The following is a 23,030-nucleotide window of genomic DNA, read 5'->3' as shown; positions in this document are numbered from 1 at the left end:
TCAAGCGGTTTGTGAATATTTCAGATAAGCAAAAACAAATCCTTGCCCTATTGGCTGACGGCGAGTTTCATTCCGGCACTGGGTTGGCTGTTGCCTTGGGTATCAGCCGTTCGGCTGTCTGGAAACAGCTGAACGGTCTGGCTGAATTGGGTTTGCAGCACTCGGCAGTCAGCGGTAAAGGTTACCGGCTGGAAAGATCGCTGGAGTTGTTGTTAGCGGCAAAAATCAATGCAGTCATTAGCGACCAGGCTGGCGCATTAATTTCATCGCTGGAAATCCATGATCAGATCGACTCGACCAACCGTTATTTAGTCGAACGCTCTCAAAATAACGGGCTGTCAGGTTCTGTTTGTTTTGCCGAGTATCAAACAGCCGGTAAAGGCAGGCGAGGGCGGCAATGGGTTTCGCCTTACGGCTGCAATATTTACCTGTCGATACTGTGGCGTTTTCAGCAGGGGCCTGCCGCCATTTCAGGCTTAAGTCTCGCTATCGGCGTGGCGGTCATCAGGGCGTTAAAGCAGCATCAAGTAACTGATATCGGCCTTAAATGGCCAAATGACATCTACAGCCAGGGTAAAAAACTGGGCGGTATCCTGGTTGAAGTATCGGGTGAAACTGACGGCCCATGCAGCGCAGTTATCGGTCTGGGACTGAATTTGTTTTTACCGGAAGCGGAAGCTCAAGGCATTACTCAAGCCTGGACCGATTTAACTAAAATCACCGGGCAAAAACGGTTGTACAGAAATAAGTTGGCAGGCACTCTGTTAAACCATCTGCTGCCGGTCATTGCCGAGTATGAAAGTGCCGGTATTCAAGCGTATCTCGATGAATGGCGCGATTATGATTGCCTGTCAGGCCAATCTGCGACCTTGTTTGTCGGTCAGCAACAATTTGAAGGCATCGTGCGAGGCATCGACGATAACGGCATGTTGTTGATTGAACGCCCTGATGGCAATGTGCAGACCTTTGCTTCCGGCGAAGTCAGTTTTAACGGTTCTGCAGCGCAATGAATTTGCTGATTGACATGGGCAATACCCGGTTAAAGTGGGCGGTTACGACCGCCGGTCACATCATGACCGGATTACCTTTGGTCAATAGCCGGATTAACCGGGATGAGCTTATTAAACTCTGGCAGGGTCGTTATCGTCCTAGGCGGATTGTGGTGTCCTGCGTGAGCGCAAATCAGCTGCTAGAACTTGTACAGTCGATAGCGCGTGAGCTTTGGCTTGATGTTGATATTATCTTAGTTAAATCTCAAGCCCAGGCGTTTGGTGTGATTAATGCTTATGAACAGCCGGAAAAGCTGGGTGTTGATCGCTGGTTAGCGTTAGTTGCAGCGTGGCAACAATATCACCGTCCGGTCTGTATCGTCGATTGCGGAACGGCCATTACTGTGGATTTAATCGATGGCGATGGCAGGCATCGAGGCGGCCTGATTAGCCCCGGTTTGACGCTGATGAAAAAGTCGCTGGGGCTAGGAACGGAGGTGCTGCCATTTAGTGAATCTAACTATGTGTTCGGTCTGTCTAACAATACCGAGGCAGCAATATACAGCGGCACCTTAGCGGCGGCTGTTGGCTTGATTGAGCTGGTGCTGGCAAAACAATCCCCAAATATCCAATTGATTTTAACCGGCGGCGATGGCGAGTTTATCGCCGGACAGCTTAATGTTGAGGCTATTGTTGACCCGGATTTGGTGCTGCGAGGATTGTTGTGTGTTCTGGAAGGGCACACGTGAAGATTTTGTTCCTTCTGGGGCGGTGATATTGTGCTGTTTATGTGGGAGTTTAAACAATGCGGTGCATTACTGCTATTAAATTAAGGACTTAATTTAGTGTGGGCGCGAATTTATTCGCGCTTTTTAACAGCTATCGCGCGAATAAATTCGCGCCTACGGCATTCTCAGTCATAATTATTTTCGGCTTAACTCAATACATTTATCGTGCTAAATATTATCTGGATAAGCTTTTTCCTGGCCGCTTTTTGCACGGCATTGTTCAAACTGGTTTTCTTGGGCGATCAACAGGTTTTTGCGCAAATCATGGAAGCCATGTTTGCGTTGTCGAAATCGGCTTTCGAAATAGCCTTAGGTCTGACCGGCGTACTGGCCTTATGGCTGGGCATTATGCGCATCGGCGAAAAAAGCGGCTTTATCCACTTATTAACCCAAGGTCTGACGCCGTTATTCAGCCGGTTAATGCCCGATGTGCCCAAAGGCCATCCGGCTTTGGGCGCCATCGTGATGAATATTTCCGCCAATGCGCTGGGACTGGACAATGCGGCCACGCCGTTGGGCATCAAAGCGATGCAGGAATTGCAAACGCTCAACCCCAATCCTGAAACCGCCAGCAACGCGCAAATCCTGTTTCTGGTGATCAACACCTCAGGCGTTACGCTGTTTCCGGTGACGATATTCACCTACCGCGCCCAACTGGGGGCGGCTAACCCTACCGACGTCTTCATCCCGATTTTGATCGCCACGTATATGTCCACGCTGGCAGGATTGCTTGCGGTCGCCTTCGTGCAAAAAATCAACCTGCTGGATAAGGTTGTCTTGGCCTATCTGGGCGGCTTTACGCTGGCAGTCGGCGGCATACTGGCGTATTTTTCCAGCTTGCCGCAGCAGCAGATGCTGGAGCAATCCGCGATGATCAGCAATTTCATCCTGTTTTCTCTGGTCATTACCTTTATTCTCGGCGCGATCAACAAGGAGATTAACGCTTATGACGCGTTCATTGAAGGCGCCAAGGAAGGCTTTCATACCGCAACCACCATCATCCCTTACCTGGTCGCGATGCTGGTTGCGATCGGCGTGTTCAGAGCCAGCGGCGCGCTGGATTTGCTGGCCGATTTAGCGCGGATTATCGTGCATTACTTCATGCTCGACGACCGCTTTGTCGATGCGCTGCCCACCGCATTGATGAAGCCGTTCAGCGGCAGCGGGGCCAGGGCGATGATGATCGACACCATGAAGACCATGGGTGCAGATTCGTTTGCCGGGCGCTTGTCGTCGATCGTGCAAGGCAGCACCGAAACCACCTTTTATGTCCTGGCGATTTACTTTGGTTCGGTCGGCATCAAACATATCCGCCATGCGGCCGCGTGTGGGATAATAGCGGATTTTGCGGGCATTGTTGCGTCCATTTTTATTGCATACTGGTTCTTTGGATAAATGTTAATACACCTTAAAACACTCGGCTGTCGCCTTAATGAAGCGGAGCTGGAAACCTGGGCTCAGGCTTTTCAAAAATCCGGCCATCAAATCACCAGGCAAGCTGAAACGGCCCATGTTATCGTGCTTAATTCCTGCGCGGTAACCCAGGATGCTGCCAGAAAATCGCGCCAGCTGATACGGCGCATTCATCGCGATAATCCGCAAGCCAAGCTCGTGGTCAGCGGCTGTTATGCCACCTTGAATGAAGATGAAGCCGTGTCTTTGCTGGGCGTTGATCTGGTGGTCAGCAACAAGGATAAAGATCAACTGGTCGAAAAAACCCTAACCGAATTGAACATGGACAGCATGCCGGCTTTATCCACCGAGCCGGGAGAAATATCGCTGTTCACCCGAGGCAGGCAACGTGCTTTCGTCAAAGTGCAGGACGGTTGCCGCTATCGCTGCACATTTTGCATTGTCACCGTGGCGCGCGGCGAAGAAAACAGTCGTCCGGTGCAGGCGGTCATCGACGAAATCAATGCCCTGCACCGGCAAGGCATCACCGAAGTCATTTTAACCGGCGTACATTTGGGCGGCTATGGCAGTGACTTGGGCAATAATCTATCTGCTTTGATCAAAGCGATTTTGGCGGAAACCAGCATCCCGAGACTGAGATTAGGCTCGCTGGAACCGTGGGAATTGCCGGGCGATTTTTTCGAGCTGTTTAGCAATCCGCGCCTGATGCCGCATTTGCATCTGCCTTTGCAAAGCGGCTCGGACACCGTGCTCCGCCGTATGGCAAGGCGCTGTAAAACCGAAGAGTTTGCGGCTATCGTCAATCAGTTACGCGCGCAAATCCCCAACTTCAATGTCACCACCGATATTATCGTCGGCTTCCCCGGCGAAACCGAACAGGAATGGCGGGACAGTTTTGACTTCATCAAACAGACCGGTTTCGGCCATATCCATATCTTTACCTATTCCAGTCGGGAAGGAACCAAAGCCGCCGGCTTGCCGGATCAGCTGAGCAATGACATCAAAAAACAGCGCAGCAGGCAGTTGCATGAACTGGCTGACGACATGAAGCAGACGTTTTTTGCCGATAATGTAGGCCTTGAATTTCCGGTATTATGGGAAGGCTACAGCGAAGTTTTGGATGATGGCAAGCAACGGGTTTTCGGTTATACGCCGAATTATCTTCGGGTTGGCTGTGTGATTGATGGCGACGTGTCAGTTGAAAATAGGACGCTTAATTGCGTGGTAACGGCAGTGGGTGAGAGCGGTGTTTGTGGGGAGCTGGTATTAAAATGATATTATCGAATTATAGACAAGGCAATCGCCTGCAACGCCTGATTTTAGTTCCCGTTTGCTGCCTGTTTTTAGGCGTGCTGACGGCCTGCTCGGAACCTGTTGTTGAAAAACTTGAGGGCTCAACTCAGGGCACAACCTACCATATCAGCTACTGGTCCGAAGCAGCGGTGGACGCTAAAGACATTAAAGACATTAAAGACCGTATCGAAAACGAATTAGCGGACATCGATAAACTGCTGTCCGATTATCGCCCCGATTCGACCATAGAAATCTTCAACAACACCGAAAACACCGATAGCCAAGAAGTCGGCGCTGACATCGTGGCGCTGGTTAAGGTCGCAAAAACCCTGTATCAGGCCGGTCAGGGTTGCTATGATTTAACGATCAAACCGTTGTTCGATTTATGGGGCTTTCAGGGCGATGCGCCGACAGTTCCCCAGGATTCAGCCATTGTAACCACGCTGAAACAAATCGGCATGGACAAGCTGGAAGTGGTCGATGAAACGCATCTGCGTAAAAAACAGGCCGACCTCAAAGTTGCTTTATCGTCCATTTCCCAAGGCTATAGCGTGGAGCGGCTTAGCCAGGTTCTGGAGCAAAAAGGCATAGTTCATTATCTGGTTGAGATTGGCGGCGAACTCAAAACCAACGGCTACAAACCGGATCTCCAACCTTGGCGTATCGCTCTGGAAAGACCGCTGCCGGAAGAACGGGTAATGCATAAAGTCATTACCATGCCCAAGGACGCGCCAGTCGCGGTGATGACATCCGGTACTTATCGGCATTATTTCGATGACCATGGGCAGCGTTATAGCCATGTCCTTGATGCCCGTAATGGTAGGCCGGTTAACCATAATCTGGTTTCCGTTACGGTGTTATTGGATGATCCAATACAGGCTGATGCTTGGTCTACTATGTTGCTGTGTTTGGGGCAGAAAGAGGGCATGCTGGCTGCGAATACAGCAAAAATCCCCGCCCTTTTCATCCAACTGCAAGGCGATGAATTGACCGAATCCAGAAGTAATGCGTTGAATACTTTGAGCAATCTCGCCATACAATAATATCCGAATCCTAAGTTATGTCATTTAAAACTCGTAGTCATGCTATTTTCTCCCATTTGGCAAACCTGACGCTAGGTCATCCGATTGCGGTGTTGTCGATAGTGGTTATACTCAGTATTTTTGCTTTGCAATATACCGTCGGTCATTTAAGCATTAATACCGATACCGAAGAACTGATAGCGCCCGATGCGCCTTTTCAGCAAAACCGACGCAATTATGAAAAAGCCTTTTCACAGGATATGCACACGCTGTTGTTGGTGGTTGAATCGGCTACGCCGGAATTGACCAAAGCGGCTACTAAAAGATTGCAGCGCCTGCTCAGCGCCAATAAAAATGATTTTGACTCGGCTTATATTCCCAATGATAACGCCTTTTTTCGTCAGAACGGCCTGCTTTATCTCGATACTGACGAGTTGCAAACCTTATCCACTAACTTGTCGCTGGCTCAGCCTTTTATCGGCAGAATTGCTCAGCAACCTAATCTGACCGGCTTCCTTTCAATTTTTGACGATGCACTGACCTCTTCAGACCAGACTCAAGTCGTACCTATCGATCTGACCTCGCTGATTAACAAGGTTGCTCAGGCGTTACATAAAGCAGTCAATGGCGAAAACGCGCTGCTGTCCTGGGAGTCGTTGATTAGCGACAAGAAAGCCCATTCCGGCAACGGCTTTATTGTCGTCTCGCCCAAGTTCGATTACTCTAAAATCCGTCCTGCCGAAACTGCAATTGAGTCTGTTCGCCAAGCTGTTGTCCAAATTCAGGACCCCAATCTGCCAGCTGTGTCGGTTTTTATTACCGGCGAAGTCGGTCTTGAAGATGATGAATTGTCAGGCATGAGCACAGGCACATTTACCGCCAGTATTTTCTCCATTGTGCTGGTGTTATTTATTTTATTGATTGCCTACCGTTCCATTTTGCTGTCGATAGCCACGTTGATGACGCTGGCTTTAGGCATGCTTTTTTGCGGGGCGTTCGCGGCCTTTGCCGTAAAAGAATTGAATCTGATTTCAGTGGCTTTTGCCGTATCCAATATCGGCTTAGGTGTTGAATATGCGATCCATTTTTGTTTGCGCTATAGGGACAACCTGACCCATCATGTGCACCAGGAGCTGGCGCTACGCAGCACTTTAAGGAGTACAGCACCTTCGCTATTATTATGTGCAGGCACCACATCCATCGGGCTTTATGCTTTTATACCGACCGATTACAAAGGCGTATCCGAACTCGGTTTGTTGGCAGGTACCAGTCTGTTTATCTGCTTGTTAATTACCTTGATTGCGTTGCCGGCGCTGTTGAAAATCCTCCCGGCTCCGGCAAAATTCGAGAAGGCTAAAGAGCAGAATGGCCTGGCAAAACTGTCGGAAAAACTGGCGACTTTGCCACTGCATTATGCCAAGCAGATTTCCGTCGCAACTTTTGTTGTCGCTGTTATCTCCATCGTATTGGCATTGAATGTGGAGACCGACTTTAATCCGATTAACCTTCGCGACCCTAATACCGAATCGGTCATCGCGTTTAAAAATTTGATGAAAGACAAGGAAACTACGCCGATGACCTTGACCGTTATGGCCAAGGATGAACATAGTGCTAAAGCTCTGCAACAAAAACTTTCGACATTACATTCGGTTGATAAAACCATCAGTCTGTTCGATTTTCAACCTATCGATCAGGAGGATAAACTGGCCTTGATTGACGAAATGGGGCTGATGCTTGGCGCGCAGACGCAGCGATTTCCTGCGTTAAAACCCGATACCGATCCGATCCCCGGCATTAACCGCCTGATAAAAACTATCGACACCCTCTTGCCTGAAAAAACCGACGCTGATGAGCGCGCCGCGTTAACCCATTTTAAACAAGAACTGCAGGATATTGTGATCGAGCTTGATGCGCGGCAACAACCTGACCGACGCCTGTTCATCGAAAAAATTCAGACCACGTTGCTCGGCACGCTGCCGAGTGTCATGAACGAACTATCGGACAGCTTCAATGCCAGAGAAATTACCTTGGTTGATCTGCCTGCCGACATCAAAGACAAATGGCTGAGCAAGGATGGTTCGTACCGCATTCAGATATTGCCTAAAAAAGACCTGAACGATTTGGCCAGTCTGGAAGAGTTTATTACCGAAGTGCAGTCCATCGCGCCTGAAACAACCGATTTGCCGGTTATGTACTGGGAATCGATGAAAGAGGTCATCGCGGCTTTTCAGCAAGCCATTGTGATCGCGCTGATCACTATCGCGCTGCTGTTGTTTGCCATGCGACGCAATATTATCGATACCGCGTTGGTTATGACGCCACTGATACTGGCCGGGTTGTTTACGATGGCAAGCGCAGTTATTACCAACACCCCGATTAATTTTGCCAACATCATCGCTTTGCCGCTGTTACTTGGACTGGGCGTGGATAACGGCATTCACATGGTCGAAAAGCTGCACCATTCGTTATCCGAGGAGCAGAACATTTATCAATCCAGCACCGCCAGAGCCATGTTTTATGGAGCACTGACTACCGCATCCAGCTTTGCCGGATTGGCCTTTTCGCCGCATCAGGGTATCGCCAGCATGGGATTGATCATTACCATGGGTATATTCTGGATCATGGTCAGTACCTTTGTTATCCTGCCTGCGCTGAGCAAATTGGTGTTGAGGGTTCGGGGATAGGTAACTGCTGTCCATGCCGCTTGTTGGTATTACTCCAGCCATTCAATAATGTGGTCTTCCAAATCATCGATCTCGGATTCCTTCATCGCATAGCTGCTGATTGAAACACCGGCGTCCTGAACGCTTTCCGGGCTTCCTGATAGCAGGGGATGCCAATCGGGAAGTTCTTCACCATCGCTTAATAAGCGGTAAGCACAGGTTGCCGGTAACCAGTTGTATTCGGCAAAGTCGTGTTGTTTTAAGTCCAGGCATTCGGGAACTAATTGGGTGCGTTCGCTATAACGAGTGCAGCGGCACGTATCCAAGTCAATCAGATTGCAGACGACACTGGTAAAGTAGATGTCGCCGGTGTCTTCGTCTTCGAGTTTGTGCAGGCAGCATTTGCCGCAGTTATCGCATAACGACTCCCATTCTTCGGTGGTCATTTCGGATAATTTCTTGGTTTCCCAAAAGTTCATTAGGGTGGTTCCTATTATTGGTTTATGGAGGTATCCGGGCTCAAATGGTGCGCTGGCGTGCAGGCTTCGCCTGTTGTGCGGCCGAATAATGCGTGCAGTTCATTGTATGTCTTGCGGGTTAACTAAGCAGTTCCCATACCGGTTTGATATGTTCAGGTAACGGCGCAATGCGCCCTAATTCTACCCAGGGGTTGGCCGGATTATGAAAATCGGAACCAACGGAACCGGCCAACTCAAAGTGTGTTGCGTAAGCGGCCACTATTTTTATTTCATCAGCATTATACCTGCCGGTAACGACTTCAATACCGAGTCCGCCGACTTCCTTGAATGCGGCTAACAGGCGTTTCATCCAGCTGGCGGTCAGTTTGTAGCGCAAAGGATGTGCCAATACCGCTACGCCGCCGGCCCCAGTAATCCAGCTTACCGCCAGTTCCAGGTCAGACCAGGTCGTCGGTACAAAAGCGGCTTTGCCTGCACCTAGATAGCGGTCGAAAGCTTCCTGTTGGGTAGATACATGGAACTGCGACAGCAGAAAATCGGCGAAATGGCTGCGGGTAATCATGCCGTCGCCAGCCGCTTTTTTAACGGCTTCCAGCGCGCCGGGTATGCGTTTTTTCTCCAACTTAGCCGCGATTTTTTCAGCGCGTTCGGTACGCATGATTTGCAGATTGAGAGTGGCCTCGCGCAACGGCGGATAGTCAGGATCAATACCCAGTCCGACAATGTGAAAACATTTATTCTGCCAACTGGCTGATAGCTCTATGCCGGGTATTAAGTGAATGCCTGTCTCGATCGCAGCAGTCTGGGCCTCCGCGATGCCTGCTACGGTATCATGATCGGTTAAAGCCAGTGAGGTAACGCCGTGTTCATGCGCCCGTTGCACTAATGCGGTGGGCGATAATGCGCCGTCTGAAGCGGTCGAGTGGCAATGTAGGTCGTATTTTTCAGACATGGATTTTTTTAGGTTAAAGATAAAAGGCTAAAAGCTAAAGGCTAAAGGCTAAAGGCTAAAGGCGGTCATGTTGAAGGCGGGTTTTTTCGTTCTTCGCCTTGAACCTGCCTCACTGATACTCGCCATAAAGTTTTGCATAAAGGCCGTTTTGGCTGAGCAAGGTTTCATGTTGCCCATGTTCGCAGATTTTACCTTGTTCAAAAACATAAACATGGTCGGCCTGCTTAACGGCGCTCAGGCGATGGGCAATAATGATGGTGGTGCGGCCGGTTAAAAATTCTGCCAGCGCCTGATGCAGTTTGTGTTCTGTTTCGCTGTCCAGCGCCGAGGTGGCTTCATCCAGTATCACCACTTTGGGGTCGGCGACGATCATTCTGGCAATAGCCACGCGTTGCCGTTGGCCGCCGGAAAGCCGCATGCCCAGTCGTCCGATGATGGTGTCCAGTCCTTGAGGCAGATCGTCTACGACGTCTTTTAATTGCGCGATAGCCAGTGCATTCCATAAGGCGGCGTCTGTCGCCGGTTTGCCCATCGTCAGGTTGGCGCGGATGGTGTCGTTGAACAGTACAGGGTGCTGCAGGACGGTGACCACATTTTCTCTGACCACTTCCAGGCCGATCCGGTCGATGGCGACTTCGTCATAATAAATCTGGCCCTGGTCGGGCGGGTACAGACCGATCAGGGTTTGTATTAAGGTTGATTTGCCGCCGCCGCTGGCTCCGACCAAAGCCACTTTGTCACCGGCTTTGATTTTCAGTTGGATGCCGTCGAGGATTTTTTCTTCGCTGTAACTAAAGTGCAGGTTTTCTACGCGCAGGGACACGGTTTTTTTGTTTAAAAACGGATTTTCAAGGTGAGGGTAATGCGGTTCCTGTTTCAGCGCGTTAAGCCGGTTGATGCGGATTAAAGCGGCCTTGGCGGCATAAAAGGCGTATTGGATGCTGAGGATTTCCTGCACCGGCGCCATCATGAACCAGAGATAACCGAACACCGCCAGCATTTGGCCGATGCTGAGGTCGGAATAAAACACCATCAGCATCGCAGAGGCGCGGAAGATGTCGAAGCCGAACAGGAATACCAGAAAACTCAGGCGCGATGCGGCATCGCTTTTCCAGGCAAAAGCGGTGGAAAAATCCTTAACGGATCGGGCCGATTCTATCAGCTGCTGACAATAATGTTTTTCGCGGTTGCTGGCGCGTATTTGGTGGATGGCTTCCAGGGTTTCGGTCAAGGATTGCTGAAAAATTTCAAAAGCGGAGTTTTCTTTTGATTTAAGGTCTTTAACGCGAGAGCCGATAATGCGGGTGAAATAAATGACTACCGGATTTAGCAGCAGGATAAATAAACCCAGTTGCCAATGCATCCATAAGAGTATGACGGCTGTGCCGATAATGGTCAGTCCGGCGACCAGCAGTTTACTGACGGTGGTGCCGATAAAGGTGTCGAGGGTATCCAGGTCTTTGACCAGATGGGTCGCTACGGTGCCGGTGCCCAGGCTTTCGTATTCGGACATGGAAATGTTTTGCAAAAGCCCGATCAGGTCGGTACGGATGCGAAACACAATGTTCTTGGCAATACAGGAAAATTGCCGGGATTGAATGATGTTGAAAGTAATCGCAATAATGCGTAGCACGACGCTGATCAGCAAAACAACACCGATATACAGAATGGGGCTTTGCCAGCCTATAGGAAACAGCAGGTTAACGGTTTTAGTGATAATGCCGGGTTTGTGCAATAGGACTTCATCGACCAGTAGCGGCATCAGTAACGGCACTGGAACGCTGGCAATGGTCGCCAGAATAGCGATAAAATGGGAACCAATCAGTTCTTTTTTGTGTTCTAAAGCAATTTGGTAGATAGTGTTCCAGTTGTAAGATTTTGTCGCCTGTTTTGATTGCACGGGATTTAATGGGGCTATTTGCGAGTCCTTGATTATAGCTGTCTGAAACCATCTTTAGGAATATATTTACTGTGAGTGAAGTATGAAGTACCTGCGTAGAGAAGTGCTGTTGTGTTTGTTTTTGTTTTCCGGCACAGTGTTTGGCAATACGCTCAGCCAACAAAGAGATGATTTTTTACAGGCAGAAAAGCTGATTGCCCAAGGAGAAACTGGCGCATTTTTAGAGCTGAGTGCTTCATTGATCGATTATCCTCTGTACCCTTATCTGCAATACCTGTGGTTAAAAAATAATTTGCACGACACCGGTAAAATTCTTGATTTTTTTTCGTCATATAAGGAAACGCGTTTCACCGGGTTGTTGACGTTTAAATGGCTGGATTATCTTGCTAAGAATCAGCGTTGGAGCGAGTTTTTGCAGCATTATAAACCCACTCAAAATAGTGCTCTTGAATGCCAATACGGTTTAGCGATTTATCATCAAGGTAATCAGCAGCAGGCATTAAATGCAGCTAAGCGCTTGTGGGTAACCGGAGATTCGCTGCCTCAAGAATGTGATCCACTCTGGGCGATATTAATGAACTCGCCCAGCTTTACGCCGGAATTGATTTGGCAGCGATTTGAACTGGCCTTGAACAAGGATAATGTCTCGGTGGCCGAATATGTGCGTCGGTCGTTGACTAAAACAGATCAGGATATTGCCGATGTTTGGCTACAGGTTCATCAAAAGCCTGCTTTACTAGAAGATAGTCATTTTTTAAATAAGCATAATAAACAGTCCGGACGTATTTTTGCGCATGGCGTAGATCGCTTGGCAAAGTCTGACTTGAGTCAGGCCATCAGACTTTGGGATGCTGGAAAACACGATTTTTGGATAGATAACCCGGTTTTCATGCACTTGGAGCGCCGTCTCGCGCTGGGCATGGCGTACAGTCGAGATCCGGGCGCCTATTACCGCTTAAGCCAATTGCCTGTTGTCGATGCGGAAGTCAATGAATGGAAGGTCAGGGCGGCTTTGCTGGAACAAAACTGGCAGCATGTTACCGAGGCGCTGGAGGCTTTGACAACTGAGGAACGACAAGATCCCAAGTGGCAATATTGGCAAGCTAGAGCGCTGGATAAAATCGGCAACTCTGCGCAGGCTCAGGCGCTATATAATAAGGCCGCTGAAGACCGAAGTTTTTACGGTTTTTTAGCGGCTGATAATGTTCATAAGCCTTATCGATTTGCCAATAAGCCAATTTTTTCGGAAGAAAATGCACTTAAAAGCTTAGCCGACGAAACCGATTTTAAGGTGATCCATGAACTGAATTTACTGAACAGGGACGCAGAGGCTAAACGGCAATGGTGGTATGCGGTCAATAAATTAAGTAAAGAGCGGTGCAGGGTTGCAGCCAAGTTAGCGCAGCTTTGGCACTGGGATCAAATTGCCATTATTACTCTGGTTAAAGCAGATTATTGGGATGATTTGGCATTGCGTTTTCCGGTTAATTACTCGGATCAAATTCATAATAATGCGTCTCGGAACCATCTCGATCCATCCATTGTTTTTGGCCTGATTCGGCAGGAGAGTATTTTTAATAAAGATGCCGAGTCAGCCGTTGGCGCGCGTGGCTTAATGCAAATCATGCCTAAAACCGGTATGCAAATAGCCGGTGAACTCAAGGAACAATGGCGGTCGGATCAAAGTCTGTTTGATTCTGATGTTAACATCAGGTACGGCGCTTATTATTATAAGAAGCTGCTCAACCAGTTTCAGGGGCACTTTGCTTTGGCTGTTGCGGCTTATAACGCCGGACCGGCACGGGTGGCAAGATGGTTGCCGAGTGTTAACGCGATGCCGGCAGATATTTGGATAGAAACGATCCCGTTTAAAGAAACCAGGAAGTATGTTGCTGCTGTGCTTTATCATTCCATTATTTATCAGGAAATCATGAAAAAAGAAGGCTTGAAGATGAAGGAATTGATGCTTGATGTGTTGCCCGGCTAAAAATTGAGCTGATTTTTTTTGATGCCTGTTAGATAATGCACAGTTTAGAATAATAATAACTACGCAAGGTATATAAAGAATATGGGGAAACAGCATAGTTTTACTCGCGAAGAGTTGTTGATGTCCGGCAGGGGAGAGCTGTACGGGCCGAAAAATGCGCAATTACCTCTGCCACCTATGTTAATGATGGATCGTATTACCCTGATTACCGATGAAGGTGGCGCCTATGGAAAAGGCGAGATCGTTGCCGAACTGGATATAACGCCTGACTTATGGTTTTTCGACTGCCATTTCCAAGGCGATCCGGTAATGCCCGGCTGTTTGGGTCTGGACGCGATGTGGCAGTTGGTCGGTTTTTATCTGTGCTGGATGGGCGGACCTGGTAAAGGACGTGCTTTGGGAGTGGGTGAAGTTAAATTTACCGGACAAGTCTTGCCCACCGCTAAAAAAGTCATTTATCGAATCAATTTAAAAAGAGTGATTATGCGGAAGTTGGTTATGGGGATTGCTGATGCCACTATGGAAGTTGATGGTAAGGTGATCTACGAGGCTAACGATTTACGAGTTGGTCTATTTACTTCCACGCAAGATTTTTAGAGGTACAAGTGATGAAAAGAGTCGTAGTAACCGGTTTAGGCATTGTTTCCAGTATAGGGAATAACCGAAAAGAGGTCGTCGATTCCCTAAAAGAAGGCAGATCAGGAATCGTTTTTGCAGACGTTTATAAAGACATGGGTTTCCGCAGTCATGTTCACGGACCTATCAATATTGACTTAGACGCATTCATCGACCGTAAAATAAAACGTTTTATGGGCGATGGCGCTGCGTTCAACTATATTGCGATGCAGCAAGCGATTGACGATTCCGGTTTAGGTGAATCAGACGTGTCAAATTTCAGAACCGGCCTGGTGATGGGTTCCGGCGGTCCTTCAACGTCAAATATTGTTGAAGCGGCTGATATTTTGCGCGAAAAAGGCATTAAAAAAGTCGGGCCTTATATGGTGCCTAGAAGCATGTCCAGCACCAATACCGCCTGTCTGGCGACGCCTTATAAAATTAAAGGTGTCAATTACACGATCAGTTCGGCCTGTGCGACCAGTGCTCACTGTATCGGTCATGCGATGGAATTGATCCAGATGGGCAAGCAGGATGTGGTGTTTGCCGGTGGCGGCGAAGAAGTGCATTGGAGCATGTCGATGCTGTTCGATGCGATGGGGGCTTTGTCTTCCAAATATAACGACACGCCGACCACTGCATCAAGGCCTTATGATGAAACCAGAGATGGTTTTGTGATCTCCGGCGGCGGCGGTGTTTTGGTGATTGAAGAACTGGAACATGCCAAAGCGCGCGGCGCGAAAATCTACGCCGAACTGACCGGTTACGGCGCAACCTCTGACGGTTACGACATGGTTCAACCCTCAGGTGAAGGCGCTGTGCGGTGTATGCAGCAGGCGATGGCGACTATCAATGGCAGCAAGATCGACTATATCAATGCCCATGGCACCAGTACGCCGGTCGGCGATACCAAGGAACTTGAAGCTTTGCGCAATGTGTTCGGTCAGGATGAGGTGCCGTTAGTCAGTTCGACAAAGTCATTGACAGGTCATGCATTAGGTGCGGCAGGCGTTAACGAGGCGATTTATTCGTTGTTGATGATGGAAGAAAACTTCCTCAGCGCATCGGCTAATATCACTCAGTTAGATTCCGGTGCAGCAGGCATTCCGATCGTGCGTGAACGTAAAGACAACATTACCTTAAACACCATTATGTCGAACAGCTTCGGTTTTGGCGGCACCAACGCCACACTCATTTTTCAGCGCTACAACGGCTAACGCGATTCTTCTCGGGGTTCGGATACACGAACCCCGTACTCTTTTCCTCTCAACTATTTCATATCTCTGACCATGTCAGATCCAAAGCAAAAATCCACCATACAATTTAACAAATTACAAAAACATTTGCGGCATACGGTCGGCGATGCGATTGCCGACTACAACATGATCGAAAATGGCGACAAAGTCATGGTGTGCTTATCCGGAGGCAAGGATTCGTTCACCCTGCTGGATATTTTGATGCACTTGCAGAAAACTGCACCGGTCGAATTCGAGCTGATTGCGGTCAACCTGGATCAAAAGCAGCCCGGTTTTCCTGAGCACGTATTGCCGGAATATCTGGCGGCGCTGGGTGTGCCGTATCATATTATCGAAAAAGACACCTACAGCATCGTCAAGCGGGTTATCCCCGAGGGCAACACCACTTGTGGACTGTGTTCACGCTTGCGGCGCGGCACTTTATACGGTTATGCCGAAGCTAATAATGTCACCAAAATAGCTTTGGGGCATCATCGTGACGATATTCTTGAAACCTTTTTCCTGAATATTTTTTATGGCGGAAAATTAAAAGCGATGCCGCCGAAGTTGTTAAGCGACGATAAGAAAAATATTATCATCAGACCGCTGGCGTATACCCGTGAAAAGGACATAGAGCGTCTGGCCGCATTTAAAAACTACCCGATTATTCCCTGCAACTTGTGCGGCTCTCAGGAAAACTTGCAACGCCAGGCCATGAAAGTCATGTTAAAAACCTGGGATAAACAGTTTCCGGGACGGCTGGAAACCATTTTTACCAGCCTTAAAAATGTCGCGCCTTCGCAGTTGGCCGATACGCAGTTATTCGATTTTTCCGGGTTAGCGCGGAGTCAACAAGCCGAAGAGCAGGTGATGACCTTTATCGCCAGGGATGGTGTGTATGCCGCTAGCCAGTCGGGAACTGGCGTGGCGAATGCCGGTTTGGATGTGCTGGCGCAATAACAGACGATGACCAGCATCGTCCTTTTTACCGATTTTGGGCCGTCAGGCCCTTATATCGGGCAAATGGAATCGGTGTTACGACTGACAGCGCCCAATGTCCCCGTTATTCATCTGCTGAGTAATGCCCCGACAGCCGATCCTCGTTTAAGTTCCTACTTATTAGCGGCATTACGCCATAGCTTTCCTGTAAATAGTATTTTTCTGGCCGTGGTCGACCCGGGCGTTGGCGGCGACCGCAGAGCCGTTGTTTTATACGCTGACGGACAAACCTTTGTCGGACCGGATAACGGCTTGTTGAATACCGTCGCCGTTCAGGTTCAAGATGCACAATGGTCGGAAATTATCTGGAAGCCGGAACAGTGCTCGATGAGTTTTCACGGCAGGGATCTATTTGCCCCAATTGCTGCAAAGCTGGCTATCGATGCAGCCGACAATTTATTGCAGCCATTTGACCGGAATGATTTAAGCATTTGGCCTGTCGACTTGGCGGAAGTGATTTATTTTGATTTTTACGGCAATGCGATGACTGGATTGCGGTATCGCGAAGGATTAGCTGGCAAGATTTTAAACATTAACGGGTTTGCGCTCAAGCAGGCCGATACTTTCGGCGCTGTCGCAGAACAACAGGCTTTCTGGTATAAAAATTCCAGCGGTTTAATCGAAATAGCGGTTAATAAAGGTCGTTCAGAGCAACAGCTGGCTTTGAAACTGGGTATGCAACTCAGTTTCCAGTTATTTAATGGAGGATGACTGTGCTAACTCTTTGTCCCAAGGATATTAAGCCTATAACTCGGATGAACAGCCACGGCTTATGGTTTATAATCACCCACTGTTTGAAATTTTCATCGGCCTGCGCTCAACCGTGCGTTTGGTCTCGACTGACATTGGTTAAATACACCTCATGCAAGAAATAAATCCGATCAAGAACAAAATAGCCGACTTAAAAAGCCGTGGCGATGCCCTTAGGAGGTATCTTTGACTTTGACATTAAGAACGAGCGTTTAGTCGAAGTTTTAAGGGAACTGGAAAACCCGAAAATATGGGATAACCCGGAAGAAGCGCAGGCTTTAGGTAAAGAGCGCGGCCAACTGGAAGTCATCGTTAACACCATTAATGATTTGGAACGGGGCCTTGGCGATGCCGAAGAACTGCTGCTGATGGCGGTCGAAGAAGACGATGAAGACACGGTTGAAACCGTGGTCGACGATCTGGAGTACTTTGAAAAAAGAGTCGCAGATCTGGAATTTCGTCGTATGTTCTCCGGGCAAATGGATGCCAATAATGCCTTTTTGGACATACAGTCCGGCTCCGGCGGCACCGAAGCCCAGGATTGGGCTTCGATTATCGAGCGCATGTATTTGCGCTGGGGCGAACGCAAGGGTTTTAAAACCGAATTGATTGAAGAATCATCGGGCGATGTGGCCGGCATCAAAAGTGCGACTATCCGATTTGAAGGCGAATATGCGTTCGGCTGGTTGCGCACCGAAACCGGCGTACATCGCTTGGTCAGAAAATCGCCGTTCGATTCAGGCAATCGCCGTCATACCTCGTTTGCCTCGGTGTTCGTATCGCCGGAAATCGACGACGACATCGACATCGACATCAATCCCGCCGATATACGGGTCGATGTCTACCGTGCCAGCGGCGCGGGCGGTCAGCATATCAACAAAACCGAGTCGGCCGTGCGCATGACCCACAACCCGACCGGCATCGTCGTGCAATGCCAAAGCGACCGTTCGCAGCATAAAAACCGCGATACCGCGATGAAGCAATTGAAAGCGAAATTGTACGAGCTGGAAATGCGCAAGCGCAGCGAGACAGCTCAGGCCTTGGAAGATACCAAGTCGGATATAGGCTGGGGCAGCCAGATTCGTTCCTATGTTCTGGATCAGTCGCGGATAAAGGATTTACGCACCAGTGTGGAAACAGGCAACACCCAGGCGGTTCTCGATGGCGATCTGGATCAGTTTATCGAGGCCAGCTTGAAGAGCGGCTTGTAAAATCATCATGAATAAAACTGAGCTTGAAAATTTAGCCGCTATCAGAATTAAAGAGGCAGGTGTTCTTTTAACTGCGGATTGTTATCAGGGTGCCTACTATTTAGCAGGCTACGCGGTGGAATGTGTATTGAAAGCATGTATTGCCAAGCAAGTTAAAGAATTCGACTTTCCAGACAAAAAACTTGCCAATGATAGTTTTACGCATAAGCTTTCTGATCTAGTTACTACCGCAGGATTAAAGCAAAAACTAACTGAACAAGAAAAACAAAATAAAGAATTTAAATTAAATTGGGCAGTTGTTGTTGAATGGTCAGAGGAGTCTCGTTATAAATGCGCCATTACAAAACAAGAAGCGCATGATCTTTTTATTGCAATTACCGACAATGAATCAGGAGTATTGCCATGGCTAAAGAAATATTTATGACGCAATGGTTCTCGGATGAGATGCTTTTAGCCGGTGAATCTTTGATAAGCCGATTAGACGCAACCGATGCAAAAGTACACGCCGCTTTTTGGTTATTGGATGCCGAAGATAAAACCTGGAAATTGACGATAGTTTCTCCGCTCATTGAAAGCGAAGGACCTAGAAACTATTACAAACGCATTAATGACATTAATGAGTCTGCAAAGCCTGATGAAAACGTGATTGCATTGCATGATATTAGTGTAAGCGATACCGATAATCGTATTGTCAAAGCAATAAAACGCAGTGTTTTAGGTGACGCTATACTTGGAAATAATAGACTTGGCAGGAATACCCTAGGAGGGGTTTACATTGAAGATATGTACCTTTATCGAATGGACTGGGAATTACTAGGAGACACTCCCAATCCAACAACGAAGGGTAAAACCATTCCGCTAAGTCCTTAAGGAAAACTGGCTGGCTGTTGTCAGCCACTTTAATTTCATGGATGAAATAAAAAGATTATTTTAACTATATAACTTATTAAACCCATGTCAGAAATTCAACAAGACGAACAAGAGCAAATCAGACAACGCCGCAGCAAATTAAACGAGTTGCGCGAAAACGGCGGCATTGCTTTTCCTACCGACTTCCGCCGCAATGTGGTGGCTGGTGAGCTGTTGGCCGAATACGGCGAAAAAACCAAGGAAGAACTCGAAGCAGAACCTTTACGGGTAAAACTGGCCGGTCGCATGATGACCCGGCGAGTGATGGGTAAAGCCAGTTTTGCGCATATTCAGGATATGTCCGGCCAAATACAGCTTTATGTGACCCGCGATGCACTGCCGGAAAGCTTTTACAACGAGCAGTTTAAAAAATGGGATATAGGCGATATTGTCGGCGCAGAAGGCATACTGTTTAAAACCCAGACCGGCGAACTCAGCGTCAAGATCGATGATATTCGTCTACTGACCAAAGCCTTGCGGCCTTTGCCGGAAAAATTTCATGGTCTTGCCGATCAGGAAATCAAATACCGCCAGCGCTATCTGGATTTGATCATGAGCGAGCAATCGCGCAATACCTTTTTAATCCGTTCCAAGGTGGTCGCCTATATCCGCCAATTTTTGATTGAGCGCAATTTCCTTGAAGTCGAAACGCCGATGATGCAAATGATTCCTGGCGGAGCAACGGCGCGGCCTTTTACCACCTTTCATAATGCGTTGGACATGGAGCTTTACTTACGTATCGCGCCGGAGTTGTATTTAAAGCGTCTGGTCGTCGGCGGTTTTGAGCGGGTGTTTGAAATCAACCGCAATTTCCGCAACGAAGGTTTATCGACGCGTCATAATCCCGAGTTCACCATGCTGGAGTTTTATCAGGCTTACGCCGAATATGGCGATTTGATGGATTTGACCGAAGCCATGTTGCGCGGTGTTGCGATTGAGGTGTTGGGGCAAACCGAGATTACCTATCAAGGCGAGCAATACGACTTCGGCAAGCCGTTTGATCGCATGACCGTGTTTGATTCGATACTGCACTTTAATCCTAATGTAAAAGCGGCTGATATTGATAATCGTGAGTCTGCGGTAGAAGTCGCCAAAAGCTTGGGCATTCTGCTTAAAGACGGCTATGGTCTGGGCAAAATCCAGATTGAGATATTTGAAAAAACCGTGGAAAGCCGCTTGATGAATCCGACTTTTATTACTGCGTACCCGGTTGAAGTTTCGCCGCTGGCGCGGCGTAATGATGATAATCCGCATGTCACCGATCGCTTTGAATTCTTTGTTGGTGGACGGGAAATCGCCAACGGTTTTACCGAGTTGAACGATGCCGAAGATCAGGCCGCGCGCTTCCAGAAACAGGTCGAAGAAAAAGAGGCCGGTGATGATGAAGCTATGCATTTTGACGCCGATTATATCATTGCGCTGGAACACGGCATGCCGCCCACGGCAGGTGAAGGCATAGGTATCGACCGCCTGGTCATGCTGTTTGCCGATGCGCCGTCAATACGCGATGTGCTGTTGTTTCCGCATATGAGACCGAAGGGTTAATCGGTTTATAGGTATTACACAAATCGCATTATCGTCATCCGGCAATTCCTGCCGGATGACGAGTCGTTTAGATGTCTATTTGAGGCGACGAGTTCACTCGGCTCCTCCATCCTTTAGTGGTCGTAAAAATCGGTAATTAAAAACAGTCCTTTAACCGTCTGACTTCCGCAAAAACCTCCACCGGCTTTTTACCCACCCTCTTAATGGTTTCCTGCAACGCCAAACTATCCTCCCTGAAAAACGGATTGGTTGCCAATTCCTGTTTTATTGTCGACGGTACCGTCGGCAAATGATTTGCCCTTAATTGATTGATAACCTCCATTCTTTGCTGTAACTGCCGGTTATCAGGTTCTACCGTTAAAGCAAACCGGCCATTGGCTTGGGTGTATTCATGGGCGCAATAAATTTGGGTCGATGCGGGCAAGGCCTTTAATTTTTGCAACGAATGCCACATCTGTTCGGCAGTGCCTTCAAACAGCCGACCGCAGCCCATGACAAATAACGTATCCCCGCAAAACAGCGTGTTGTCATCAGTAAAATGATAGACAACATGGCCGCTGGTATGGCCGGGAGTCGAGATAACTCTGGCCGAATGCTTGCCTAGCGTTATCACATCGCCGTCAACAACGCCGCGATCAATGCCGGGAATTCGATTTTGATCTGAAAGCGGCGCAATAACCGTGCAGCCGGTTTTTTGCTTCAGCTCCAGATTGCCGCCAACATGATCGGCATGATGATGGGTATTTAGAATGGTGGTTAACTGCCAGCCTTTTTGCTTCAGAACATCCAAAACCGGCTGGGCAACAGCGGGATCTATAACAGCGGTTTCACCCGATACCGGATCGTGTAGCAGATAAATGTAATTATCGTTTAAGACGGGGAGTTGCAGGATGGTCAGCATGTTTTTAAGTTCTCACGATAGGGGTGGCCTTGAGAGCTAAACAGCATGAGTATGTTTAGCCGTTGGTGAATATGCGGCAAGAAACCGTTTTAATGTCCTTTCCCTAAACTTCTGATTTCTTTTAATAGGCCATTTTCAAAACGAAGGTAATGCTGTAAACGGTAAGAACCGAAATTGTACACCCACTCTTCTATCTGGATCTCCTCATATTCATGAATATCAAGGGTTCTGCGCGGGTGATGTAGGGTGCTGCCCACTATTTTCGTGCGGGTTTCAACGGATTCCGGTTCACCGCACTGAGCCAGTATATAGCCTTTATAATCGCCTAAATTAATTAGCTTTTGTCCACATCGCATCGCAGATAAAGCGTTGAAAGAGCATAAGCTCAAAACCAGGATCCATGTAGTGCTATTTTTCATTGGCATAAACCTTTATCAAAAACGTCAGTATGAATTTTGATGAAATCATCGATATTTTATGTTGCGCGCTGATTCTATTAATAAGTAGATCGAGTATAGAGTATATAAATAGTATGCCCGATCTACAATAAAAAAGGAAAATTGAATCTCTGTGTATTACTCGGTCAATAAGAACAGAACAAATGCGACACCCATCACATAATTCAATTCGTTAAGCGGCCATTAAGAATAAATCGAATAATATAGTCCAAAGTCTATCACTGGATAATTATTATCGAATAGGCTTGGAGGTAATAGGAACTTAAAACTAAGTAAATAAAATCAACTATCACAAAAATATATAGGTTAATTGAATGAACAAAACAATGTTAATTTTTGCAGCACTATTGATTTCAACTGGAGCTTTTGCCGACGACAAAGACAACGACAAAGACAAAGCTTTTGCCAAAGATAAGGTGTGCGACAATGGTACCCTGACAGGGCAATATACTTATGAAGTGAGTGGGGTGAATTCATTTCCCCTTCCTGCTGTGGGTCTCGTTACTCGGAGTACTCATGTGGTCGGTCAAGTATTATTTGATGGAGAAGGGCATGCTGATTTCATCGGATTTGGATCTGCCGCTGGGCATGTTGTAGACAAGACCGGTACTGGAACCTATGTTGTAAATCCGGATTGTACTGCTGAAGGTACGATGAATTGGGACGGTCCTGTCGCACAAACTTCAACATTTAATATTATGTTGGATCAAATTGCTAACAATCCAACAACCAGAAATGCGTATCACGCCTATGTTTTGGTTACAGATGACGTAGGTTCTTCAGCGTCAGGTTCGCTCACTAGAATAGAACGATTTCCTAAATAGTTTGATAAATAACGCAAAGCTTTAGGTCTTGTGGCATAACGCAGTATTCTGTCGTAAAGTTACTCTGTAACTAAATCCTACGATGTTGAACTGTAGG

The 23,030-nt window shown here is 47.9% G+C and carries 21 protein-coding genes; 16 read left to right on the top strand and 5 right to left on the bottom strand.

Features of this window, described 5'->3' with window-relative positions; translation table 11 throughout:
• Positions 1-11 precede the first annotated feature (11 nt).
• The 6 genes from birA (at position 12) to ABXJ76_RS10555 (ending at position 8,189) form a co-directional block, all read left to right on the top strand.
• On the top strand, positions 12-1,010 hold the full coding sequence (birA, locus tag ABXJ76_RS10580) for a bifunctional biotin--[acetyl-CoA-carboxylase] ligase/biotin operon repressor BirA (protein ID WP_432740439.1): 999 nt from the start codon (positions 12-14) through the stop codon (positions 1,008-1,010).
• Positions 1,007-1,738: a type III pantothenate kinase gene (locus ABXJ76_RS10575; RefSeq protein WP_432740437.1), complete on the top strand. Its 732-nt coding sequence runs from the start codon at positions 1,007-1,009 to the stop codon at positions 1,736-1,738. Before birA ends, ABXJ76_RS10575 begins: the two co-directional genes overlap by 4 nt.
• 204 nt (positions 1,739-1,942) lie before the next feature.
• Entirely contained in the window at positions 1,943-3,172 is a 1,230-nt protein-coding gene (locus ABXJ76_RS10570) for a nucleoside recognition domain-containing protein (RefSeq protein ID WP_432740436.1), read from the top strand.
• Positions 3,173-4,465, top strand: a complete 1,293-nt coding sequence (gene mtaB, locus ABXJ76_RS10565) for a tRNA (N(6)-L-threonylcarbamoyladenosine(37)-C(2))-methylthiotransferase MtaB (RefSeq protein WP_432740434.1) — start codon at positions 3,173-3,175, stop codon at positions 4,463-4,465.
• Entirely contained in the window at positions 4,462-5,526 is a 1,065-nt protein-coding gene (locus tag ABXJ76_RS10560; protein ID WP_432740433.1) for an FAD:protein FMN transferase, read from the top strand. Before mtaB ends, ABXJ76_RS10560 begins: the two co-directional genes overlap by 4 nt.
• Before the next feature lie 17 nt (positions 5,527-5,543).
• Positions 5,544-8,189: an MMPL family transporter gene (locus ABXJ76_RS10555; protein WP_432740432.1), complete on the top strand. Its 2,646-nt coding sequence runs from the start codon at positions 5,544-5,546 to the stop codon at positions 8,187-8,189.
• Between the two features lie 29 nt (positions 8,190-8,218).
• Here the strand turns inward: ABXJ76_RS10555 and ABXJ76_RS10550 are convergent, their stop codons facing one another.
• The 3 genes from ABXJ76_RS10550 to ABXJ76_RS10540 form a co-directional block, all read right to left on the bottom strand.
• Positions 8,219-8,647 (bottom strand): YcgN family cysteine cluster protein, encoded by a 429-nt coding sequence (locus ABXJ76_RS10550; RefSeq protein ID WP_432740431.1) that lies wholly within the window; start codon positions 8,645-8,647, stop codon positions 8,219-8,221.
• 118 nt (positions 8,648-8,765) lie between these two features.
• Complete coding sequence (locus ABXJ76_RS10545; protein ID WP_432740429.1) at positions 8,766-9,599, bottom strand: PHP domain-containing protein; 834 nt, start codon at positions 9,597-9,599, stop codon at positions 8,766-8,768.
• Between the two features lie 109 nt (positions 9,600-9,708).
• Positions 9,709-11,499 carry an ABC transporter ATP-binding protein gene (locus ABXJ76_RS10540; RefSeq protein WP_432740428.1) on the bottom strand — a complete coding sequence of 597 codons (1,791 nt, stop codon included), beginning with the start codon at positions 11,497-11,499 and terminating at the stop codon, positions 9,709-9,711.
• A gap of 82 nt (positions 11,500-11,581) precedes the next feature.
• Between ABXJ76_RS10540 and ABXJ76_RS10535 the strand changes: the two genes are divergently transcribed.
• The 9 genes from ABXJ76_RS10535 (at position 11,582) to lysS (ending at position 20,750) form a co-directional block, all read left to right on the top strand.
• Positions 11,582-13,486 (top strand): transglycosylase SLT domain-containing protein, encoded by a 1,905-nt coding sequence (locus ABXJ76_RS10535; protein WP_432740427.1) that lies wholly within the window; start codon positions 11,582-11,584, stop codon positions 13,484-13,486.
• 81 nt (positions 13,487-13,567) lie between these two features.
• The gene (gene fabA, locus ABXJ76_RS10530) at positions 13,568-14,083 is read left to right on the top strand and encodes a 3-hydroxyacyl-[acyl-carrier-protein] dehydratase FabA (RefSeq protein ID WP_432740426.1); all 516 of its coding nucleotides are present in this window, start codon (positions 13,568-13,570) and stop codon (positions 14,081-14,083) included.
• Positions 14,084-14,094: 11 nt separating this feature from the next.
• Positions 14,095-15,318 carry a beta-ketoacyl-ACP synthase I gene (gene fabB, locus ABXJ76_RS10525; protein ID WP_432740424.1) on the top strand — a complete coding sequence of 408 codons (1,224 nt, stop codon included), beginning with the start codon at positions 14,095-14,097 and terminating at the stop codon, positions 15,316-15,318.
• A gap of 72 nt (positions 15,319-15,390) precedes the next feature.
• Positions 15,391-16,296: a tRNA 2-thiocytidine(32) synthetase TtcA gene (gene ttcA / locus ABXJ76_RS10520; protein ID WP_432740423.1), complete on the top strand. Its 906-nt coding sequence runs from the start codon at positions 15,391-15,393 to the stop codon at positions 16,294-16,296.
• A 6-nt stretch (positions 16,297-16,302) separates the two neighbouring features.
• Positions 16,303-17,046: an SAM hydrolase/SAM-dependent halogenase family protein gene (locus ABXJ76_RS10515; protein WP_432740421.1), complete on the top strand. Its 744-nt coding sequence runs from the start codon at positions 16,303-16,305 to the stop codon at positions 17,044-17,046.
• 151 nt (positions 17,047-17,197) lie between these two features.
• Positions 17,198-18,296 (top strand): peptide chain release factor 2 gene (gene prfB, locus ABXJ76_RS10510; RefSeq protein ID WP_432740419.1). Its coding sequence is split into 2 segments (ribosomal slippage): positions 17,198-17,272 and positions 17,274-18,296, totalling 1,098 coding nucleotides; the frame shifts between segments, so codons are not numbered across the junction.
• 7 nt (positions 18,297-18,303) lie between these two features.
• Complete coding sequence (locus ABXJ76_RS10505) at positions 18,304-18,720, top strand: DNA-binding protein (RefSeq protein ID WP_432740418.1); 417 nt, start codon at positions 18,304-18,306, stop codon at positions 18,718-18,720.
• On the top strand, positions 18,699-19,166 hold the full coding sequence (locus tag ABXJ76_RS10500; protein ID WP_432740416.1) for a hypothetical protein: 468 nt from the start codon (positions 18,699-18,701) through the stop codon (positions 19,164-19,166). The genes ABXJ76_RS10505 and ABXJ76_RS10500 overlap by 22 nt, the downstream gene beginning before the upstream one ends.
• Positions 19,167-19,250: 84 nt before the next feature.
• Complete coding sequence (gene lysS / locus ABXJ76_RS10495; RefSeq protein ID WP_432740415.1) at positions 19,251-20,750, top strand: lysine--tRNA ligase; 1,500 nt, start codon at positions 19,251-19,253, stop codon at positions 20,748-20,750.
• A 136-nt stretch (positions 20,751-20,886) separates the two neighbouring features.
• Here lysS and gloB read toward each other — a convergent pair whose 3' ends face one another.
• Positions 20,887-21,651 (bottom strand): hydroxyacylglutathione hydrolase, encoded by a 765-nt coding sequence (gene gloB / locus ABXJ76_RS10490; protein ID WP_432740414.1) that lies wholly within the window; start codon positions 21,649-21,651, stop codon positions 20,887-20,889.
• 89 nt (positions 21,652-21,740) lie between these two features.
• A complete protein-coding gene (locus tag ABXJ76_RS10485) occupies positions 21,741-22,070 on the bottom strand; it encodes a DUF2845 domain-containing protein (protein ID WP_432740413.1) in 330 nt (109 codons plus the stop codon).
• Positions 22,071-22,423: 353 nt separating this feature from the next.
• On the opposite strand from ABXJ76_RS10485, the gene ABXJ76_RS10480 reads away from it, so the two are divergent.
• Positions 22,424-22,933, top strand: a complete 510-nt coding sequence (locus ABXJ76_RS10480) for a hypothetical protein (protein WP_432740411.1) — start codon at positions 22,424-22,426, stop codon at positions 22,931-22,933.
• Positions 22,934-23,030 lie beyond the last annotated feature (97 nt).

The organism is Methylobacter arcticus, assembly GCF_050917435.1.
Classification (GTDB): Bacteria; Pseudomonadota; Gammaproteobacteria; order Methylococcales; family Methylomonadaceae; genus Methylobacter_A; species Methylobacter_A titanis.
This window is presented reverse-complemented; position numbering and strand designations above follow the sequence as displayed.

What these genes read in the sequence shown, in the direction of transcription:
- ABXJ76_RS10545 (WP_432740429.1), bottom strand. Translation starts at nt 9,599, where the DNA reads ATGTCTGAAAAATACGACCTACATTGCCACTCGACCGCTTCAGACGGC.
- ABXJ76_RS10505 (WP_432740418.1), top strand. Translation starts at nt 18,304, where the DNA reads ATGAATAAAACTGAGCTTGAAAATTTAGCCGCTATCAGAATTAAAGAG.
- ABXJ76_RS10535 (WP_432740427.1), top strand. Translation starts at nt 11,582, where the DNA reads ATGAAGTACCTGCGTAGAGAAGTGCTGTTGTGTTTGTTTTTGTTTTCC.
- fabB (WP_432740424.1), top strand. Translation starts at nt 14,095, where the DNA reads ATGAAAAGAGTCGTAGTAACCGGTTTAGGCATTGTTTCCAGTATAGGG.
- ABXJ76_RS10555 (WP_432740432.1), top strand. Translation starts at nt 5,544, where the DNA reads ATGTCATTTAAAACTCGTAGTCATGCTATTTTCTCCCATTTGGCAAAC.
- ABXJ76_RS10550 (WP_432740431.1), bottom strand. Translation starts at nt 8,647, where the DNA reads ATGAACTTTTGGGAAACCAAGAAATTATCCGAAATGACCACCGAAGAA.
- ABXJ76_RS10485 (WP_432740413.1), bottom strand. Translation starts at nt 22,070, where the DNA reads ATGAAAAATAGCACTACATGGATCCTGGTTTTGAGCTTATGCTCTTTC.
- gloB (WP_432740414.1), bottom strand. Translation starts at nt 21,651, where the DNA reads ATGCTGACCATCCTGCAACTCCCCGTCTTAAACGATAATTACATTTAT.
- lysS (WP_432740415.1), top strand. Translation starts at nt 19,251, where the DNA reads ATGTCAGAAATTCAACAAGACGAACAAGAGCAAATCAGACAACGCCGC.
- ABXJ76_RS10560 (WP_432740433.1), top strand. Translation starts at nt 4,462, where the DNA reads ATGATATTATCGAATTATAGACAAGGCAATCGCCTGCAACGCCTGATT.
- mtaB (WP_432740434.1), top strand. Translation starts at nt 3,173, where the DNA reads ATGTTAATACACCTTAAAACACTCGGCTGTCGCCTTAATGAAGCGGAG.
- ABXJ76_RS10500 (WP_432740416.1), top strand. Translation starts at nt 18,699, where the DNA reads ATGGCTAAAGAAATATTTATGACGCAATGGTTCTCGGATGAGATGCTT.
- ABXJ76_RS10575 (WP_432740437.1), top strand. Translation starts at nt 1,007, where the DNA reads ATGAATTTGCTGATTGACATGGGCAATACCCGGTTAAAGTGGGCGGTT.
- ABXJ76_RS10515 (WP_432740421.1), top strand. Translation starts at nt 16,303, where the DNA reads ATGACCAGCATCGTCCTTTTTACCGATTTTGGGCCGTCAGGCCCTTAT.
- fabA (WP_432740426.1), top strand. Translation starts at nt 13,568, where the DNA reads ATGGGGAAACAGCATAGTTTTACTCGCGAAGAGTTGTTGATGTCCGGC.
- ABXJ76_RS10480 (WP_432740411.1), top strand. Translation starts at nt 22,424, where the DNA reads ATGAACAAAACAATGTTAATTTTTGCAGCACTATTGATTTCAACTGGA.
- ttcA (WP_432740423.1), top strand. Translation starts at nt 15,391, where the DNA reads ATGTCAGATCCAAAGCAAAAATCCACCATACAATTTAACAAATTACAA.